The following is an 18,002-nucleotide window of genomic DNA, read 5'->3' as shown; positions in this document are numbered from 1 at the left end:
CATGTTCTGAGAGGCAGAGAGCAATGAACAGCAGAGTCATTCCAGGCTCTGCTGTTGTTTACAGCGCTTTTTTGCTTGCCTTTCTGCTGTCTTGTTGCAAAATACCGCCTTATTTTTCGCAAACTCAATACCATTTCGAGCGCCATGTTACTCATTATTGATAATTACGACTCTTTTACCTTTAATCTGTATCAGTATTTTTCTGAATTGGGTGCAGAAGTGAAGGTTGTGCGTAATGATGAGATTGACGTTGCAGGTATTGAAGCGTTAAACCCCTCTCACTTGGTCATCTCACCCGGACCCTGTACGCCGAATGAAGCCGGGATCTCTCTTGAGGTTATTGAGCATTTTGCCGGCAAGCGCCCTCTTTTAGGGGTCTGTCTGGGTCATCAGGCTATTGCGCAGGTGTTTGGCGGCAAAGTCATCCGTGCCCGCCAGGTGATGCATGGCAAAACCTCTCCGATAAAGCATAACAACCGCAGTGTGTTCGAGGGGCTCAACAACCCACTAACGGTAACGCGTTACCACTCTTTGATCGTCGAAAAACAGAGCTTGCCAGAGTGTTTTGAAATTACCGCCTGGACGCAGCGAGACAACGGTGAATTTGATGAGATCATGGGTTACCGCCATAAAACGTTGAACATCCATGCGGTGCAATTCCACCCGGAATCTATCAAAACAGAGCAAGGACATGAGTTATTACGCAACTTCCTGTTGCAACAATAGTCGATCCAGATCACTCTTTTCTGTTTTCTTATCCTTCATAAGTTTAACTTATGATGTTGCAAGTTTATTCGTAATAACTGATGAAAGCCCCGTCAACACCTTGTCTGTGAACTTTCTTTGCCGACAGGGCAAAAAACACTTCATTTAAATTCATTTCTGATGCATAAACAATCACAGGGCAGTGATGAGTTTGGTGCTAAGCACCAGGAAAAAGTATTTTTCACTATTGCTATGGTTAAATAATTGTAAATACAATGCTGCATCTGTGGGAAAGCGATAGAAAATATTTTTTTGCTATCAGTGTTCGACGGTTAACTCTATTGTCGAAGATCGAGACGAGGAAGTGAGACACCTCTCCACAAGCAGTAATGATAAGGAATGTGTTATGACAACGGAAAAAGCGGTAACTCGTGAGTGGTTTGATGAGGTAATGGTGCCTTGTTATAACCCGATGGAGATGATTCCTGTAAAAGGTGAGGGTGCTCGAGTTTGGGACCAGCAAGGGAATGAATATATCGATTTTGCTGGGGGGATTGCGGTGAGCTGTCTGGGTCATTGTCACCCGGCGATGGTGAATGCAGTCACTGAGCAGGCCAACAAGATTTGGCATCTGAGTAACGTAATGACCAACGAGCCAGCACTACGTCTGGCGAAAAAACTAACGGAAGTCAGCTTCGCAGAACGTGTGTTTTTTGCTAACTCCGGTGCGGAAGCCAACGAAGCGGCACTTAAGCTGGCACGTCGTTGGGCAGCCGATGTATATGGTCCGGAAAAATCGGAAATCATCGCGTTCAATCAGGGCTTCCATGGTCGTACGTTCTTTACAGTGACGGTTGGTGGTCAGGCTGCTTATTCTGATGGTTTTGGTCCAAAGCCGGGCGATGTTAGTCATATTCCTTATAACGATATTGCCGCGCTAGAAGCGCAAATGTCGGAAAAAACCTGCGCTGTGATGATGGAGCCGCTGCAAGGTGAGGGCGGCATTGTTTCTCCTCAGCCTGAATTTGTGCAAGCGGTACGTGAATTGTGTGATAAATACAATGCACTGCTGATTTTCGATGAAGTGCAAACGGGTAATGGTCGTACGGGTCATTTCTATGCCTATCAGGGACTGGGTGTGACCCCGGATATCCTGAGTACAGCAAAATCACTGGGTGGTGGTTTCCCAATCGGCGCGATGCTGACAACCGCCGAACTGGCTGAGCACCTGAAAGTGGGTACGCACGGTTCGACCTACGGTGGTAATCCGCTGGCGTGTGCTGTGGCAGAAGCCGTTGTCGATGTGGTTTCCAGCCCAGAGGTGTTGGCGGGCGTTGCGGAACGTGAACAGTGGTTCCGTGAAGGTCTACAAAAAATAAACGAAAAATACGGCATTTTCAGCGAAATTCGCGGAAAAGGCCTGCTTCTTGGTGCTGCTCTTACGGAAGAGTGGCAAGGTCGAGCTCGCGATGTATTGGTTGCAGCGGGTAAGCAAGGTTTGATGGTACTGGTTGCGGGCGCGAATGTTGTGCGCTTTACGCCGTCTCTGGTCATCACTCAGCAAGAAGTTGAAGAAGGATTAGCGAAGTTAGATAAAGCGATTGGCACTCTGGTGTAACGCGATCTAACCGCTCTCTAGTACTCTCCCGGATGTTTGGATGTGCCGGGAGAGTTTGCGTCAGGAGGGATTATTGATGCTTGTTGTTCGTCCTATCTCTATGGCTGACTATGATGCGCTGCATACTTGCGCAGTAGAATCAGGCCACGGTTTCACTTCTCTTCCCGTTAACGAAGAGTTGCTCACTAACCGAATTACTCACTCTGAATACAGTTTTGCGAAACAAGACGTGACTGCGCCGACCGATGAAGGTTATCTGATGGTGGGTGTGGACAGCGAAACCGGTGATGTCGCGGGTACAACCGGCATTGAAGGTGCGATTGGCTGGGATGTGCCGTTTTATTCTTATCACATCAGTACGGTGGTCCACTCTTCGCCAAAGCTCAACGTAAACAACGTGGTTAAGCTGCTGACATTTGGCAATAACTACACTGGTTGCAGCGAGATCTGTACTCTGTTCCTGCGCCCGGAGTTTCGCGGCGGTCTCAATGGCCGTTTGATGTCCAAATGCCGCTTCCTTATGATGGCGGAGCACCCGGAACGATTCTCGAAGACCATATTTGCCGAGATGCGCGGGGTTTCTGATGCCGAAGGCAACTCACCGTTCTGGAAGTGGTTACAGGAACATTTCTTCTCTATTGATTTTACCTTAGCGGATTACCTGACTGGCATCGGCAAAAAAGGCTTCATTGCCGATTTGATGCCTAAGCTGCCGATTTACATCAACCTGCTGAGTCAAGAGGCACAGGATGTGATTGGTCAGGTGCATGACAATACCCGTCCAGCGTTAAAGCTGCTTGAAAACGAAGGCTTTACCTGTCGTAACTATGTCGATATTTTCGATGCAGGCCCGACGGTAGAGTGTGATCTTCGCAATATTCAGGCGGTACGAGACTCATTCCGCGCCAAGGTGGCGGTATCAGAGCACACCAGTTCACAAGATTATCTGATTGCTAACACTTCGTTTGAGCACTTCAGAGCGACGGCAGCGAAAGCCGCTTATGACGTAGAAAGCGGGACGGTATTGCTGTCACCAGAAGCAGCAAACGCTTTGAATGTTGCTGAAGGCGACATGGTTCGAATGCTCGCCCAATAATAACAGAGCAGCGCTACGCTGCCAGCTAAGTCTGGAGCGTGCCGGTATAGCCTGGTACGCCTCTTTGCCAATTCAATGTAAGGAACTTCACTATGACTCAATGGATCGCAGGTAACTGGGTTGCCGGTCAGGGTGTCACTTTTCAGTCACTTTCCCCCTACAACAACGAAACTATCTGGGAAGGGCAGTCTGCTACCGCTGAGCAGGTAGAGAGCGCCGTTTCCGCAGCGCGCTGCGCCTTCATCGAATGGAAAAAACGCCCGTTTGAAGAACGTGAAGCGATCGTGCTGGCTTTTGCTGACAAAGTGAAAGAGCGTAGTGAAGATATCGCCATAGCGATTGCTAAAGAAACCGGTAAGCCACTGTGGGAAACCCGAACGGAAGCCGGTGCGATGGCAGGGAAAATTGCGATTTCTATTCGCGCCTATCATCAGCGTACCGGGGAAACCCAAAGAGAAGCGGCTGGCAACCAGATTGTCCTTCGTCACAGGCCTCTCGGCGTGATGGCGGTATTCGGCCCTTACAACTTTCCTGGACACCTTCCAAATGGCCATATCGTACCGGCACTACTGGCTGGGAACACCGTCGTATTTAAGCCCTCGGAACAAACTCCGCTGGTTGGCGAGTTGGCGATGAAGCTTTGGGAAGAAGTGGGCCTGCCTGCCGGAGTGATCAATCTGGTGCAAGGTGGCAAAGAGACGGGCATTGCCCTTGCGGATGCAAAAGGCATCGATGGCGTTCTGTTTACGGGTAGCGCCAATACTGGTCATATTCTGCATCGTCAGTTTGCCGGACAACCAGGAAAAATGCTGGCACTGGAAATGGGCGGCAATAACCCCCTTGTTGTCAGCGAAGCATACGGTGATATCGATGCTGCAGTGTACACCATTTTGCAATCGGCCTACATCAGTGCCGGACAGCGGTGTACCTGCGCTAGACGCCTTTATGTGCCATTTGGGGAAAAAGGTGATCAATTAGTCGAACGCTTAGTAGCTGCAATTAACAAGATCCAAATTGATGAACCGTTTGCCGAGCCTGCGCCGTTTATGGGGCCTCAAATCTCTGAACAAGCCGCTGACCATATTATTGCAGCTCAGGCGGAACTGGTAAAACTGGGCGGTAAGAGTCTGGTAGCAGCCAAGCGAGGGCATGCAGCTTTCGTGACGCCAGCACTGCTGGATGCGACCGGGATTGAACAGCTTCCCGATGAAGAATATTTTGGACCTTTGCTGCAATTGGTGCGTTACGAGACGTTTTCGCAAGCGGTTGAGTTGGCGAATGACACGCGTTTTGGCCTGTCGGCAGGTCTGATTTCACAAAGTGATGACGAATGGCAGTACTTCGTTGACCACATTCGTGCGGGTATTGTAAACCGCAACAGACAGCTCACCGGAGCCAGTGGTGATGCGCCATTTGGCGGTCCGGGTGCCTCTGGTAATTTGCGCCCGAGTGCGTTTTACGCTGCGGATTATTGTGCCTACCCAATGGCGTCCATGGAAGGAAACGAAACCGTGCTTCCGGCAACGCTCAGCCCTGGAATAGAACTATAAGGATTCTGTAATGACAGTAGAAGCTTTGTTTGACCACCTTTGGCAAGACTATATCACCAGACTGTGCCCTTCTGCTGAGAAGGTTCACACTTTGCTCAAAGAAGATGAAGCGTTGATCAATGACCACATTGCACTGCGCACTTTCAATGTCGCACCTCTGGGAATCGAGACTCTGGCAAAGCCATTTCTCGATCTTGGTTACCAGGTGTCCGGTGACTACGTTTTCGAGGCCAAAAAACTGGCCGCGATCCATCTGGAACACAGCAATTCACTGTTGCCGAAAGTGTTTATCAGTGAATTGAGAGTCGAGCTGTGTTCTGAGGCGTTGCAAAACATCGTAGCGAAACTGGTCGCGCAAGTTGATGAAACTAAACTTTCTTCAGCTGAGTTTTTGTATGGTGGACGTTTATGGGACGTCAGCCATGAAGACTTCCAAACGCTGGCGGAAGAGAGTGAATATGCGTCATGGTTAGCAGCGCACGGGTACGGGGCCAACCACTTTACCGTAAGTGTGAACCAGCTTGAGCGTTTCCAGGAGGTGGTTGACGTCAACCAACACTTGCGTGAGGCCGGATTTGCCATTAATGAGTCTGGTGGTGAAGTGAAAGGCTCCCCTGACGTACTGTTGGAGCAGTCGTCGACCATGGCCGATAAAGTGGCCGTGATGTTCAGTGGCGGAGAACACGTGGTTCCTGGTGGCTTCTACGAGTTTGCTAAGCGCTACCAGCTTGAAGATGGCACCTACTATCAGGGGTTTGTTGCTGCCTCTGCTGACAAAATTTTTGAGAGCACGCATCAGTAAACGTTACTGAAGTTTTCGCATAATAAAAAAGCCACCCTGAGGTGGCTTTTTAAATTTTGTTTGCGATTACTTAGCGAGTACCGTAAACAACGATAGTCTTACCATGAGCAGAGATAAGGTTCTGCTCTTCCAACATCTTAAGAATACGCCCCACTGTCTCACGAGAACAGCCAACAATCTGGCCAATCTCTTGACGAGTGATCTTGATTTGCATGCCGTCCGGGTGAGTCATAGCATCAGGTTGCTTCGCTAGGTTAAGTAGCGTTTGAGCAATACGGCCCGTTACGTCCAGGAACGCCAGATCACCTACTTTTTGGCTTGTCACTTGTAGACGACTTGCCATCTGAGCGGATAAGCGCATTAGGATGTCTGGGTTCACTTGAATCAGCTGACGGAACTTCTTGAATGAGATTTCCGCTACTTCACAAGGAGATTTCGCTCGTACCCATGCCGTACGTTCCTGGTCCTCTTCGAATAAGCCTAGCTCACCGATGAAGTCACCTTGGTTAAGGTAAGACAAGATCATCTCTTTGCCTTCTTCATCTTTGATCAGTACCGCAACAGAACCTTTTACGATGTAGTAAAGTGTCTCTGCTTTCTCGCCCGCATGGATAAGCGTGCTCTTAGAAGGATACTTGTGAATGTGGCAGTGTGAAAGGAACCACTCTAACGTTGGGTCGGTTTGAGGTTTACCTAGAACCATATATCTTACTTCCTCTGCAGGGTATGCTTGCTGCTTTCCATATTTGTTAGCAAGTCCGTTGGTTAAGACTTACTAGCATAAAAGCACTTTGAAGATGGCGCAAGCGATCTTCTGTTTCCATGAAATAGTATCCTTTTTTGCGCCGATTTTCTTGATTTTAATCGTGTCAAAAGACCATTTTTCTATACAAAACTGTGCACATGATCACGGTATAAAAAATCATCTAAGGTTAAGACAGAAAAGCTAACCTATTTTCCCGGTTTCTATGAGCTGCTGAAGTATCGGTCGGACGATTAATTCCATGGCAAAACTCATCTTACCGCCGGGCACCACGATAGTGTTGTGGCGCGACATAAACGAGCCATCAATCATCGCCAGCAGATACGGAAAATCGACGTTCTTAATACCACGTAGCCGGATCACCACAAAACTTTCATCCAGACTGGGAATGCCTTTGGCATTGAGTGGATTGGAGGTGTCAACGGTCGGTACTCGCTGGAAGTTGATATGGGTACGGGAAAACTGCGGCGTGATGTAGCTCAGATAGTCATCCATGGAGCGAACAATTGAGTCGGTCACGGCCTCACGTGAGTGGCCACGGTCACGGGTATCACGAACGAATTTTTGAATCCATTCCAGGTTGACGATAGGCACCATACCAATCAATAGGTCAACGTGTTGTGCGGCGTTGACGCCGCCATCGACAACGCCCCCATGTAAACCTTCGTAAAACAGGACGTCCGTCTGCTCCGGCAGATCCTGCCAGGGGGTAAAGGTCCCCGGCATTTGGTTATACGGAACGGCTTCATCAAAGGTATGAAGGTAGCGGCGGAACTGGCCTGTGCCATTTTGTCCATAGTTACGGAAGAATTCCTCAAGTGCCGGAAAATCATTGGCCTGAGGTCCAAAGTAACTGATGTGTTTGCCTTGCTCTTTCGCCTTACGGATTTCGATATCCATCTCTGGGCGTGTGAATCGGTGAAAGCTGTCGCCTTCAATAAATGCGGGCTTGATGTCCATCATATTGAACATCTTGCGAAAGGCTTCTGACGTCGTCGTTGTTCCGGCTCCTGAGGAGCCTGTCACAGCAATAATAGGGTGTTTTGCTGACATAACACTTCCTGTGTATTTTTTTAATAGATTTTTGTTAACCCAATTAACGGGTTAGACTGACTGATTCAATTTAGGTTCAATAGCGTTTTACTATAGCACTTGTTTGTCAGTACGAGGTTAATTACAGCGATCGGCGTTGCTTGATGTCGACCGTTTCATGCAATTCAGAGAACACGATCACGGCTTCACCCGTCTCCAGTTGTTGACGTACATGACGTACTTTGTCGTCGAGCGACACCTCTTGCTCACCATAGTCGGTACCTTCTCTGAGTACGAACTCTTTGATCAGATTATCGAGTGTGTCAGGGGCAATCTGCTGCCAGGGAATGATCATAAATACCTCTCAATGTTATGACGGGCTGAGTATACCATCGCTCGTCGCTAACCTTTAAGGTGTTGATAGTCGTTTGGCAGAGTTTCTTCTAGCCAGAATCTGGGTTTTCGCAAAGAACCGGTCATAAAGCCTACATGCCCCCCTCGCTCCTGCAGCCGGTAATTGATGTGTGCGGGAAGGGCGAAATTGGGGATGACATCGTGAGTCATAAATGGGTCGTCTTTGGCATGAATAAATTGGGTAGGAATGGTGATGTCACACACCCTTTGCAGGCCTGAACAGCGCTGGTAGTAATCGTCGGCATCACGAAAACCGTGCAGAGGAGCCGTGATGAGATCATCAAATTCGTACAATCGCTGCATGTTGCGAATCCGCTCTTCTGTCAGCCCCAGTGCGTCCCTCAATAGGTGAAGTTTATTCAGGGCGTTCTTTTTCATTGAACTGAGTAAATAAGAGCGATAGACCCGAGAGAAGCCTTGCTCAATGCGTTGCGCACACGCGGCCAGATTGAGGGGCGCAGAGACCACTGTGGCTGCGTCAAGTTTACTATCATCGCCAAAGTGGGCGAGATAATTGGTGAGCATATTGCCACCCAGAGAGATGCCGACGGCCACCTTTTTAGCATTTGGGTAACGATGATCCAAAAGCTCAATGAATTGCCGCGCATCCCAGATTTCACCCGAATGGTATGCCCGGGCGAGTCGGTTAGGCGTGGGTCCGCAGCCGCGAAAGTGCATCATCACCGACAACCAGCCGTGTTGAGCAAAGGCATGCATGAGTCCATTGGCGTAAGGACTGTCAAAGCTGCCCTCCAGACCATGAAATAAAATGAACACGGGTTTGCTTTGAGCCGAAAGTGAGTGTGGTGCTTCACTCCACGCCAGCTCGACAAAATCCCCATCAGGCGTATCCAGAGTTTCCCACACAGGTTCAAACAGAGTGCGGCGGCGCACGAAACGGGGGATTAGGGTCTGCAGGTGAGGATTGGCAAGCCCCTTGGCAGCGATAAAGCGATAGGTACTCATAACGTATAGGTACTCACAGTATTCGACAGTAACAGTGTTTTAAGTTTATCTACGCCTAATTGTAGTTGCTCGATCGTTTGTGGTGAACTGAGCGACAGTCTTATTGCTGGCGCAACGGAGCCACCCGGCGGTGCAAACAGCTCCCCTGACTTGACGGTAATTCCCATCGCATCGGCCTGAGAGACGAATTCACTCAGACGCCAGTGTTCTGGCAGAGTGAGCCAGATATGAAGCCCGCCCTGTTGATAGCGAACGTCAAACTGCTTCAGTGATCCTAACGCAACATCGATGCGCTTTTTCATCTCTTGTTGGATCAGAGTCAGATTACGCTCAGCATCGCCTGAAGCGAGCATTTCGCAGGTCAGAGCCGTCAATATCGGACTGATCATCCAGCTGTGGGTTTGCAGAGTCACAACCAGTTTTTGATGCAGTTTTTCCGGTGCACTGAGATAACCAACGCGTAATCCGGGAGCCAGACATTTAGAGAAGGCACCTATGTGGATCACTCGCTCCGGTGCATAGTTGACCATAGGTTCTGGTGGGCAGGGTAACAACAGACTGTTGATCTCATCCTCAATAACATATACGTCGTGTTTCTCACATACTCTTAAGATCTCCAGACGGCGTTCTTCAGGCATGATGGCGGTCGTGGGATTTTGCAGAGTCGGCGTTAGGTAGACAAAACGGGGCGAGTATCGCTGACAGCAGACATCCAGAGATTCGGGCGTAATGCCCAGTTCATCCATCTCTACACCTTTAAGCGTCAGTTGATTTTGTCTGGCCAGACTGATCATACCCGGGTAGGTGTACTTCTCCACCAGTACGGTATCCCCGGCACGGGTAAAGGTATCCAGCACCATCTGAATGGCGTGCTGAGCCCCCGAACTGAACAGTAATCGGTGGCTGTGAAGCTTGATCCCTTTAGTCTTTAGCCAGTCTGCGACGACATTACGATGAGCCTCCAGCCCGCTGGGTGGTTGATACAGCATCAGTTGATTGAGATGTGAAGGCGAACTGGCGATCCTTTGCATGGCTTGCTTGACCATGTTGCTGCGATCCAGCAGAGGCGGAATGTTGTAGCCAAAATTGTACTCGTTCGGATCGATACTGCTTTGTTCAAAGGCCCAGCTTGGTTTGCTGTTATCGGCAACGTAGGTGCCGGCGCCGACGCGTGCTTCGACCAATCCGCGGCGCTCGATTTCCGCGTAAGCACGTGTGATGGTGCCTACGGTGACATTAAGCTTATCAGCCAACCATCGGTGCGTTGGCAGCTTAGTGTTGCTGGCCAGCTCACCTGATTCGATCCTCGTGGCGATCTGATCGGCGATTTGTTTGTAGATCGGTGTGGGATCTTGTTTGTACACCGTCATTGTCTCGATTGTCATGGTGACAATAAATCCTTTGCGTCAATTATAGCGGTTTGATAGGGTTATTTTGTCGGCTAATTAACAATAAATCAACGTAAATATTAAAATTGTATCGGTACAATTTTGGAGGGAGTACATGGACTGGTCATTTTTCGTATCGGTGGCGTTATTCGCGGTTGTGATGACGGGCACCCCAGGGCCCAACAATGTGATGCTAACCGCATCAGGGGCCAACTTTGGCTATCTGCGTTCTATTCCTCATTTTCTCGGCATCGGCATGGGATTGATCAGTTTGATCTTGCTGAACGGAATTGGACTGGGAGTGGTGTTCAAAACCTATCCCGTGGTTCAGGAGGTACTGAAATGGTTAGGGAGCGGGTATCTGTTGTATCTGGCGTGGCGCATTCTCACTGCAGGTATCAATAAAGGGGAGAGCGATACACAAGCGACACCGATGACCTGCCTGGAGGCGATGTTGTTCCAGTACCTCAATCCAAAGGCCTGGGTGATGTCGGTAACGGCGGTCAGTTCTTTTGCGGTTGCCGGGGAATTTTATTGGTGGTCTCTGATTGGGATTTCGGTGATTTTTCTGGTGGTACAAATCCAGACGTCTTCGGTGTGGGTTGGGTTTGGCACACTGATCAGGCGTTGGCTGTCTACCCCTATCGCCTGGCGCCGGTTTAATTCCAGCATGGCTGCCCTGACGGCATCTTGTGTGGTGTTTATCTGGTAGGAAATTCGCTGAAGGGTCTGGCAAAAATAACCCCAAGATGCTCGGCGCCTAGCTGACGACAGTAAAGCATAACCAGGGGATCGGATCCGGGTTCGACCAGTGTCAGCTGATTGATGCAGTCAACCAAATCGGACTGTTGCTGTTTCTCTAAGCTGAGTTCAAATTCAAGCGCTTCACGATACAAGCTGTCGACGACGGCATGTTTGAGCTGACGACGTATCTCGCGATATTGATGTAACAACTTTTCGGTACGACCCAGGCAGGCTTGAACTAAATGCCAGTCTTCTGCCTGAAAACGCAGGCGTTGCTCATCGAGCCATTTGAGCAGCAGCAATAGATTGACGTTGCCGTGAAACTGATTCTGCAGGTTCAGGCACGCTTCCTTCACTTCACGCACACTGTAGTATTGCAGGCTAAACTGCCAGAGGTGCTCCAGGGTGAGTGAGGAAGAAGCGTGCGCTGTGCTCATTACTGATTAAATTCCTGTTCCATCTGCTCAAGGACTTCTTGCTGAGCCATCCATTCCATTTCGACGTCTTCGAGTTCGGATTTACTGCTGGCCTGTTTGGCAAGTACTTCATTGAGTTTAGCTTTATTTTCCGCATCATACAGAGAAGAATCTGACAACTGTTCTTCTGCTTCGGCGACAAGGGCGGATAACTTATCCATTTTTTCTTCGAGTTTTGTCAGTGTTTTGCGAATTGGTGCCGTTTGCTTTCTGAACTCCGCCTCTTTGCGTTTCTGTTCTTTTTTCGCCGCAGCACTGTTGTTGGAGGACTTGTCCGGTTCGCTCTCTTGTGCTTCTTTTCGTTCCAGCTTTTGCTGTTCAGTCAGCCATTTATAGTAATCCACCAGATCACCGTTGAATGGCGCAACCTGACGATCATGCACCAGATAGAGATCGTCGGTGGTGGCGCGAAGCAAGTAGCGATCGTGACTGACAATGACCATCGCACCTTCGAAGGTCTGCAATGCCAGCGTCAGAGCCTGACGCATGTCCAGATCCAGGTGGTTGGTCGGTTCGTCGAGAAGCAGCAGGTTTGGTTTTTGCCAAACGATGAGAGCCAGCACCAGGCGAGCTTTTTCCCCCCCGGAAAACGGCGCCACTTTCTCCAGAGCCTTATCGCCCTGAAAGCCAAAGCTGCCTAAATAGTCACGTAACTGTTGTTCCGTATGCTGCGGCGCGATCTGCATCATGTGCTGCAGTGGGGTTTCTTCTGGGTGCAGGGTTTCCAGTTGATGCTGGGCAAAATAACCAATCTTGACACCTTGAGAGTAGTTAAGATCGCCACCTTTGGCGCTTAGTTCACCGGACAGCAGTTTAATCAGCGTCGATTTACCGGCACCATTGCGTCCTAGAAGGCCGATACGGCTTCCTGGCACCAGGTTGAGACGGATTTTCTCAAGGATCATGTTGTCATCGTAGCCTGCTGACACATCGTCCATCATGATGATGGGATTGGGCAGCGCGGCAGGCTCTCTGAATTCAAAGCTAAATGGGTTATCAAATTGAGCCGGCAGCACTTTTTCCATGCGTTCCAGAGCCTTGATTCGGCTCTGTGCCTGACGTGCTTTTGAGGCTTTGTAGCGGAAGCGATCGATATACTTCTGCATGTGGGCCATTTGCTTTTGCTGCTTCTGAAACTGGGCTTGTTGTAGGATCAGTTTTTGAGCGCGCTGATCTTCAAACGAAGAGTAGTTGCCGGTGTATTCGTTGAGTAGCTGGTTTTCAATATGGATAATACGTCCGACGATCGGATCCAAAAAATCTCGGTCGTGAGAAATCAGGATCAGAGTCCCCGGGTAGTTTTGTAGCCAGCGCTCCAGCCACATCACCGCATCCAAGTCCAAGTGGTTGGTCGGTTCATCAAGCAGCAGCAAATCTGAGCGACACAATAGGGCCTGAGCCAGATTCAGACGCATACGCCAGCCCCCGGAAAACTGAGTCAGATTCCAGGTCATTTGCTCCTGGCTAAATCCCAGACCATCAAGAAGCTCAGCAGCGCGGGCGCGGATGCTGTAACCTCCAATGACTTCGATTTTACCGTGCAATTCAGCAACGAGCGTGCCGTTGTCTTGCTGTTCGGCTGTTAGCAGTTCTCGCTCCAGTGCGCGATACTCTCGATCACCGTCGATCACATATTCAATCGCACTGCGCTCTAGTGCCGGGGTCTCCTGTGCTACCCAGGCCAGCTCCCAATGAGAAGGTTGATTGAACGTACCGGCATCGATGGACAGTTCGTCTTTTAACAGCGCAAACAGAGTGGATTTACCACAGCCGTTTTTGCCGACTAAACCTACTTTATCACCTGGGTGAATAGTCGCAGAGGCTTGATCGAGGAGTGGTTTACCACCTCGAAGCAATTGAATGTCGGAGAAGGTGATCATATGAATTACAGCTAGCTAGTTATTGAGTTTTTGACCCCCGAATACTAGGGGCAAAGTGGATAAATGTCGATCATTATCCGATTTGGGTTATGATGGATCAAACTGATAACAAAAATAGAATGCTTTAGTTGCGAATCATTTTGATTGCCCCTGATCATGACAGGGGGTAGCTAGGTTGTATAAGGACAGATTTCAGGGAATGACTTCAGGAATTAAAAGCTCTGCCCAATCTCCGCGAGTCCTGGTGATTTATGCCCACCCGGAGCCACAGAACTCGATTGCAAATCAGGTGATGCTCAAGAGGATTCAATCACTTGATAATGTCACGCTCAGAGATCTCTACGCGCTGTATCCCGACTTTTTCATTGATGTTAACGCTGAGCATCAGTTGCTGTTAGAGCATGATGTGATCGTGTTCCAGCATCCACTTTATATGTACTCGTGTCCATCGCTGCTCAAAGAGTGGATAGACCGGGTGCTGGGTAAAGGCTTTGCGTTTGGGGATGATTGTGCGCTTGAAGGCCGACATTGGCGCAGCGTGATTACCACCGGGGGTAAGGAGTCGGCGTTCAGTCAGTCTGGCTACAATAAATATCCGTTGGAGCAAATTCTTCAGCCTTTTGAGCTGACCGCTGCGCTATGCAAAATGCACTGGATAGAGCCTCTGGTGCTGTATTGGTCCCGACGTGTGGATGATTTGGAGCGTTACCAGCACGCGGAACTGTATCGTCAGTGGTTAATGAATCCGTACGATGAATCCCTGATTGCCGCGACACTCAACGTTCAGGAGGTGTCCCATGGCAATGACGAGTGATTTTCTGCAAAGCAGCGTTATTTTCCTGTCTGCGGCGGTTGTTGCGGTACCCATTGCCCAACGATTCGGACTGGGCAGTGTGCTGGGGTATTTACTGGCCGGTGTGGCGATAGGTCCGTGGGGGTTGGGGCTGATAAGTGATGTGGATGAAATCCTGCACTTTGCTGAATTTGGTGTGGTGTTGCTGCTGTTTTTGATTGGACTGGAGCTGAATCCGAAAAAACTGTGGCAGATGCGCGTGCCGATCCTCGGGTTGGGCGGTGCTCAGGTTGTCATTACCACTTTAGCCCTGTCTTCCATTGCTTATCTGTTCAATCTTTCCTGGCAAACGAGCCTGGCCATCGGCATGGGTCTGGCCCTTTCTTCAACCGCTATTGCGCTGCGGGTGATAGAGGAGCAGGGGCTGGCTGGTGGAGAGACCGGACAGTCAGGGTTTGCGGTGCTGCTGTTCCAGGATATCGCCGTGATTCCTATGTTAGCGCTGCTACCAGTGCTGGCGGGTAATACCACAGGTAACTGGGCGGACATACTCTGGATGCTGGCAGGGATCCTGGGACTGTTGGTGGCTGGTCACTATTTGATTCGCCCCTTGTTCCGTTACGTGGTGATGAGCGGTGTGCGTGAACTTTTCACCGTAGCAGCGCTGCTGCTGGTCGTTGGCATCGCGGCATTTATGCAGAAACTCGGACTGTCGATGGCGTTAGGAACCTTTCTGGCTGGCGTGCTACTTGCGGAGAGCGAGTATCGTCATGAGCTCGAGATCGCGATCGAACCTTTCAAAGGGCTGCTTTTGGGGCTGTTCTTTATTGCGGTCGGGATGGCGGTAAACCTTGGGCTGTTGATCTCTGAGCCGTTTAAAGTGCTTATGGCTGTGGTGTCTTTGGTGATCATCAAGGGGCTGTTGCTGTATGTACTGGCGCGCCTATTTGGCATTCGCCCGAAAGCTCGCAGCAAAATGGCGGCGATACTCAGTCAGGGCGGTGAATTTGCTTTCGTTATCTTTACTGCTGCCAGCAATCAAGGTTTGTTACCTGCTGAGGAGTCGGCATTTCTGCTGGTTGTGGTCAGTTTGTCGATGGTGACGACCCCACTGTTATTAATGGCGCAGAAAAAGTGGTTTGAGAAGTCGCTTAATCAGGAACAAGAAACGTCGATAAAAACCGATGTGAAAGACCGCCAGCCGCGTGTCATCATCGCCGGATTTGGCCGTTTTGGCCAGATTGTCGGTCGATTGATGTACGCTAACAAGGTGAAAATTACCGTATTAGAGAGTGATGCGAGCCAAATCCATCTGTTAAGGAAATATGGATATAAAGTGTTTTATGGCGATGCTACGCAGGTCGATTTACTGCGGGCAGCGGGGGCTGATAAAGCGGAGGCGATCATCGTGTGCACTGACTCGCCGGAAGAGATTATGGAAGTGGTGGATCTGTGCCATAAGCATTTTCCGAAACTGAAAGTGCTGGCGCGAGCACGAAGTCGGGTTGAGGCCTACCAGCTGATGAACCATGGGGTTAACTGTTATTCTCGTGAGACGTTTTTGGGAGCACTCGACCTTGGTCGTCAGGCGTTAGTTGAGCTCGGTTTTCACCCTTATGAGGCCAAGCGCGCAGAAGCGCACTTCAGAAAGCTGGATAATGCGATGCTCAAAGAGTTGTTACCTCAGCACAGTGAGGACAAACAGCTGGCGCAAAGAGCGAAAGAAGCGCGCAAAGAACTCGAAGAGATTTTTGGCCGCGAAATGGAAAATGATCGCCAGTCTCGAAATTTCTGGGACTGAAGGTCCCGAATCATAGGAAGTAGCATGAGCAGTATTAAAAAGCGATTTATTGCCGGGGCCAGTTGCCCTGGCTGCGCCACCCAGGACAGTCTGCGCTGGTGGATTGAAAACAATATTGAGTGGGTGGAGTGTGTCGATTGTGAGTTTACCGAGCAGCGCACGCCCAAGACTGTAGAAAAAACTGAACGCAGTGATGAGGAATTAATCGGAATTTTTAAGCCTGAATGATTGAGTTTCTTATTTCTGTCCCCATAATATGCGGACACGCCGCTTAAAGGCGGATTTATTTTTTAGAGGTGGTGGCGCACTAAGCGCTTGTCGTACTAGCCCCGTTGCCTCGATGCCAATCCTTTGGAGTGCACATGAAAGTTACTAAGAACGCTGTAGTAAGCCTAGCGTACCAAGTAAAAACTGAAGATGGTGTTGTTGTTGATCAATCAACAGTTGAAGCACCTCTAGATTACCTACACGGTCACAACAACCTAATCGTTGGCCTGGAAAAGGAACTTGAAGGCAAAGAAGCTGGTGACAAGTTCACGGCGACAGTTTCTCCAGAGGACGCATACGGCGAGCACAACGATGCGCTTGTTCAACGTGTACCTGCTAACGTATTCCAGGGTGTGGATACCATCGAAGTGGGCATGCGCTTCCTGGCGGATACGGATCAGGGTCCAATCCCTGTTGAAGTAACAGAAGTCGACGGTGACGAAGTGGTGGTTGATGGTAACCACATGCTTGCTGGTCAAACCCTGACTTTTGACGTTGAAGTGGTTGCACTTCGTGAAGCGACAGCAGAAGAAATCGAGCACGGTCACATTCATCAGGCTGGTCACGACCATGAAGGCGGTTGCTGTGGTGGCGAAGGCCACGGTGAGAAAGAAGAAGGCTGCTGCGGTGGCGGCGGTTGCGGCTCTCACTAATCGCAATTGATACAAAGGCCTCCCAATGGGAGGTCTTTGTCGTTTTATAAGACTAAGAAAAGGACAGGGTGTATGACTAAGCCTTTCGCCATCGCAATTCATGGCGGTGCAGGCACGATACTTCGTGAGCAAATGAGCGAGTCGCTGAAACAAGAGATTCTGGATGCGCTAACGCGCTCGGTGCAGGCCGGCGCCGATATTCTGGGCTCAGGTGGTGATGCACTGGAGGCGGCCGTGGCAGCGGTTAAGGTGATGGAAGACTCGCCTCATTTTAATGCCGGTAAAGGCTCGGTGCTGACCCATTGTGAAATGGTGGAAATGGATGCGTCAGTGATGCATGGGGCAAGCATGAATGCCGGCGCCGTTGCCGGGGTTCGTCATATTCGCAATCCTGTTGAGCTGGCAAAAGATGTCATGCTGGACAGTGACCATGTGATGTTGATAGGTGAAGGTGCAGAGACGTTTGCCTTTGAGCGTGGCTATGACTACACCGAACAGGATTATTTCTTCACAGAGCGGCGTTATGAGCAGTTGCAGTCCATGAAACAAAAAGGACTGTTTGCCTTGTCTGAGTCCAAATACCCGGATGACAAAAAATACGGTACGGTGGGTGCGGTAGCACTCGATAGTCACGGTAACCTGGCGGCTGCGACCAGCACTGGTGGCGTGACCAACAAAAAGTATGGCCGGGTAGGTGACACGGCCATCATTGGCGCGGGAACTTACGCAGAAAACGATAACGTTGCGGTGTCGACGACCGGAATGGGTGAGTACTTTATCCGTAAAACCGTGGCGGGGGATGTGGCGGCGCGTATGCGTTATCTGCAAGAAGACGTGCGCACGGCATCTGAGTCTGTCATTCAGGGTGAGCTAAAAGATATGGGCGGAGAAGGCGGTTTGATTGCTATCGACGCCAACGGTGAGGTGCATTTTGCGATGAACAGCACCGGTATGTATCGTGCGTCAATAGACGTCAGTGGAGACTTGTGCGTCAAAATCTATGCTGATGAATAGTAAGGAATTTCGGTTCTTAGGTCCTGGGTCCTAGGTTCTC

The 18,002-nt window shown here is 49.9% G+C and carries 18 protein-coding genes; 11 read left to right on the top strand and 7 right to left on the bottom strand.

Features of this window, described 5'->3' with window-relative positions:
* Window positions 1-144: 144 nt before the first annotated feature.
* The 5 genes from C4S60_RS19310 to C4S60_RS19290 all read left to right on the top strand — a co-directional run bounded on the left by C4S60_RS19310 (window position 145) and on the right by C4S60_RS19290 (window position 5,771).
* On the top strand, window positions 145-726 hold the full coding sequence (locus tag C4S60_RS19310; RefSeq protein ID WP_103881976.1) for an aminodeoxychorismate/anthranilate synthase component II: 582 nt from the start codon (window positions 145-147) through the stop codon (window positions 724-726).
* Between the two features lie 385 nt (window positions 727-1,111).
* Window positions 1,112-2,323 carry an aspartate aminotransferase family protein gene (locus C4S60_RS19305; RefSeq protein WP_103881975.1) on the top strand — a complete coding sequence of 404 codons (1,212 nt, stop codon included), beginning with the start codon at window positions 1,112-1,114 and terminating at the stop codon, window positions 2,321-2,323.
* 76 nt (window positions 2,324-2,399) lie between these two features.
* Window positions 2,400-3,419 (top strand): arginine N-succinyltransferase, encoded by a 1,020-nt coding sequence (gene astA, locus C4S60_RS19300; RefSeq protein WP_103881974.1) that lies wholly within the window; start codon window positions 2,400-2,402, stop codon window positions 3,417-3,419.
* Window positions 3,420-3,511: 92 nt separating this feature from the next.
* The gene (gene astD / locus C4S60_RS19295) at window positions 3,512-4,969 is read left to right on the top strand and encodes a succinylglutamate-semialdehyde dehydrogenase (RefSeq protein WP_103881973.1); all 1,458 of its coding nucleotides are present in this window, start codon (window positions 3,512-3,514) and stop codon (window positions 4,967-4,969) included.
* Between the two features lie 10 nt (window positions 4,970-4,979).
* Window positions 4,980-5,771, top strand: a complete 792-nt coding sequence (locus tag C4S60_RS19290; protein WP_103881972.1) for a DUF1338 domain-containing protein — start codon at window positions 4,980-4,982, stop codon at window positions 5,769-5,771.
* A 70-nt stretch (window positions 5,772-5,841) separates the two neighbouring features.
* On the opposite strand, the gene crp is transcribed toward C4S60_RS19290, so the two are convergent.
* From crp to C4S60_RS19265, 5 genes are all read right to left on the bottom strand, one after another.
* Window positions 5,842-6,474 (bottom strand): cAMP-activated global transcriptional regulator CRP, encoded by a 633-nt coding sequence (gene crp, locus C4S60_RS19285; protein ID WP_004410522.1) that lies wholly within the window; start codon window positions 6,472-6,474, stop codon window positions 5,842-5,844.
* Window positions 6,475-6,717: 243 nt separating this feature from the next.
* Window positions 6,718-7,587 (bottom strand): phosphoribulokinase, encoded by an 870-nt coding sequence (locus C4S60_RS19280; RefSeq protein ID WP_103881971.1) that lies wholly within the window; start codon window positions 7,585-7,587, stop codon window positions 6,718-6,720.
* Between the two features lie 121 nt (window positions 7,588-7,708).
* Window positions 7,709-7,921 carry a YheU family protein gene (locus C4S60_RS19275; protein WP_103881970.1) on the bottom strand — a complete coding sequence of 71 codons (213 nt, stop codon included), beginning with the start codon at window positions 7,919-7,921 and terminating at the stop codon, window positions 7,709-7,711.
* Between the two features lie 47 nt (window positions 7,922-7,968).
* Complete coding sequence (locus C4S60_RS19270; RefSeq protein WP_103881969.1) at window positions 7,969-8,946, bottom strand: hydrolase; 978 nt, start codon at window positions 8,944-8,946, stop codon at window positions 7,969-7,971.
* Window positions 8,943-10,331 (bottom strand): aminotransferase-like domain-containing protein, encoded by a 1,389-nt coding sequence (locus C4S60_RS19265; RefSeq protein WP_103881968.1) that lies wholly within the window; start codon window positions 10,329-10,331, stop codon window positions 8,943-8,945. The genes C4S60_RS19270 and C4S60_RS19265 overlap by 4 nt, the downstream gene beginning before the upstream one ends.
* A 118-nt stretch (window positions 10,332-10,449) precedes the next feature.
* Here C4S60_RS19265 and C4S60_RS19260 point away from each other — a divergent pair, with 118 nt between their 5' ends.
* Complete coding sequence (locus C4S60_RS19260; RefSeq protein WP_103881967.1) at window positions 10,450-11,046, top strand: LysE family translocator; 597 nt, start codon at window positions 10,450-10,452, stop codon at window positions 11,044-11,046.
* On the opposite strand, the gene C4S60_RS19255 is transcribed toward C4S60_RS19260, so the two are convergent.
* On the bottom strand, window positions 11,036-11,515 hold the full coding sequence (locus tag C4S60_RS19255) for a TIGR02444 family protein (protein ID WP_103881966.1): 480 nt from the start codon (window positions 11,513-11,515) through the stop codon (window positions 11,036-11,038). The two genes, C4S60_RS19260 and C4S60_RS19255, sit on opposite strands and share 11 nt — an antisense overlap.
* Window positions 11,515-13,434 (bottom strand): ABC transporter ATP-binding protein, encoded by a 1,920-nt coding sequence (locus C4S60_RS19250; protein WP_103881965.1) that lies wholly within the window; start codon window positions 13,432-13,434, stop codon window positions 11,515-11,517. Before C4S60_RS19250 ends, C4S60_RS19255 begins: the two co-directional genes overlap by 1 nt.
* Before the next feature lie 199 nt (window positions 13,435-13,633).
* On the opposite strand from C4S60_RS19250, the gene kefG reads away from it, so the two are divergent.
* The 5 genes from kefG (at window position 13,634) to C4S60_RS19225 (ending at window position 17,962) form a co-directional block, all read left to right on the top strand.
* Window positions 13,634-14,248, top strand: a complete 615-nt coding sequence (kefG, locus tag C4S60_RS19245; RefSeq protein ID WP_103881964.1) for a glutathione-regulated potassium-efflux system ancillary protein KefG — start codon at window positions 13,634-13,636, stop codon at window positions 14,246-14,248.
* The gene (gene kefB / locus C4S60_RS19240; protein WP_103881963.1) at window positions 14,232-16,028 is read left to right on the top strand and encodes a glutathione-regulated potassium-efflux system protein KefB; all 1,797 of its coding nucleotides are present in this window, start codon (window positions 14,232-14,234) and stop codon (window positions 16,026-16,028) included. Before kefG ends, kefB begins: the two co-directional genes overlap by 17 nt.
* Window positions 16,029-16,052: 24 nt before the next feature.
* Window positions 16,053-16,256 carry a YheV family putative zinc ribbon protein gene (locus C4S60_RS19235; protein WP_103881962.1) on the top strand — a complete coding sequence of 68 codons (204 nt, stop codon included), beginning with the start codon at window positions 16,053-16,055 and terminating at the stop codon, window positions 16,254-16,256.
* Window positions 16,257-16,390: 134 nt separating this feature from the next.
* Window positions 16,391-16,948, top strand: coding sequence for a peptidylprolyl isomerase (gene slyD, locus C4S60_RS19230; RefSeq protein WP_103881961.1), 558 nt, complete (start codon window positions 16,391-16,393; stop codon window positions 16,946-16,948).
* A 72-nt stretch (window positions 16,949-17,020) separates the two neighbouring features.
* The gene (locus tag C4S60_RS19225; RefSeq protein ID WP_103881960.1) at window positions 17,021-17,962 is read left to right on the top strand and encodes an isoaspartyl peptidase/L-asparaginase family protein; all 942 of its coding nucleotides are present in this window, start codon (window positions 17,021-17,023) and stop codon (window positions 17,960-17,962) included.
* Window positions 17,963-18,002 lie beyond the last annotated feature (40 nt).

Origin of the sequence: Vibrio hangzhouensis, assembly GCF_900107935.1 — a bacterium.
Lineage (GTDB): Bacteria > Pseudomonadota > Gammaproteobacteria > Enterobacterales > Vibrionaceae > Vibrio > Vibrio hangzhouensis.
This window is presented reverse-complemented; position numbering and strand designations above follow the sequence as displayed.

Coding starts and splice junctions, on each gene's coding strand:
- C4S60_RS19310 (WP_103881976.1), top strand. CDS start 145: ATGTTACTCATTATTGATAATTACGACTCTTTTACCTTTAATCTGTAT.
- C4S60_RS19305 (WP_103881975.1), top strand. CDS start 1,112: ATGACAACGGAAAAAGCGGTAACTCGTGAGTGGTTTGATGAGGTAATG.
- astA (WP_103881974.1), top strand. CDS start 2,400: ATGCTTGTTGTTCGTCCTATCTCTATGGCTGACTATGATGCGCTGCAT.
- astD (WP_103881973.1), top strand. CDS start 3,512: ATGACTCAATGGATCGCAGGTAACTGGGTTGCCGGTCAGGGTGTCACT.
- C4S60_RS19290 (WP_103881972.1), top strand. CDS start 4,980: ATGACAGTAGAAGCTTTGTTTGACCACCTTTGGCAAGACTATATCACC.
- crp (WP_004410522.1), bottom strand. CDS start 6,474: ATGGTTCTAGGTAAACCTCAAACCGACCCAACGTTAGAGTGGTTCCTT.
- C4S60_RS19280 (WP_103881971.1), bottom strand. CDS start 7,587: ATGTCAGCAAAACACCCTATTATTGCTGTGACAGGCTCCTCAGGAGCC.
- C4S60_RS19275 (WP_103881970.1), bottom strand. CDS start 7,921: ATGATCATTCCCTGGCAGCAGATTGCCCCTGACACACTCGATAATCTG.
- C4S60_RS19270 (WP_103881969.1), bottom strand. CDS start 8,946: ATGAGTACCTATCGCTTTATCGCTGCCAAGGGGCTTGCCAATCCTCAC.
- C4S60_RS19265 (WP_103881968.1), bottom strand. CDS start 10,331: ATGACAATCGAGACAATGACGGTGTACAAACAAGATCCCACACCGATC.
- C4S60_RS19260 (WP_103881967.1), top strand. CDS start 10,450: ATGGACTGGTCATTTTTCGTATCGGTGGCGTTATTCGCGGTTGTGATG.
- C4S60_RS19255 (WP_103881966.1), bottom strand. CDS start 11,515: ATGAGCACAGCGCACGCTTCTTCCTCACTCACCCTGGAGCACCTCTGG.
- C4S60_RS19250 (WP_103881965.1), bottom strand. CDS start 13,434: ATGATCACCTTCTCCGACATTCAATTGCTTCGAGGTGGTAAACCACTC.
- kefG (WP_103881964.1), top strand. CDS start 13,634: ATGACTTCAGGAATTAAAAGCTCTGCCCAATCTCCGCGAGTCCTGGTG.
- kefB (WP_103881963.1), top strand. CDS start 14,232: ATGGCAATGACGAGTGATTTTCTGCAAAGCAGCGTTATTTTCCTGTCT.
- C4S60_RS19235 (WP_103881962.1), top strand. CDS start 16,053: ATGAGCAGTATTAAAAAGCGATTTATTGCCGGGGCCAGTTGCCCTGGC.
- slyD (WP_103881961.1), top strand. CDS start 16,391: ATGAAAGTTACTAAGAACGCTGTAGTAAGCCTAGCGTACCAAGTAAAA.
- C4S60_RS19225 (WP_103881960.1), top strand. CDS start 17,021: ATGACTAAGCCTTTCGCCATCGCAATTCATGGCGGTGCAGGCACGATA.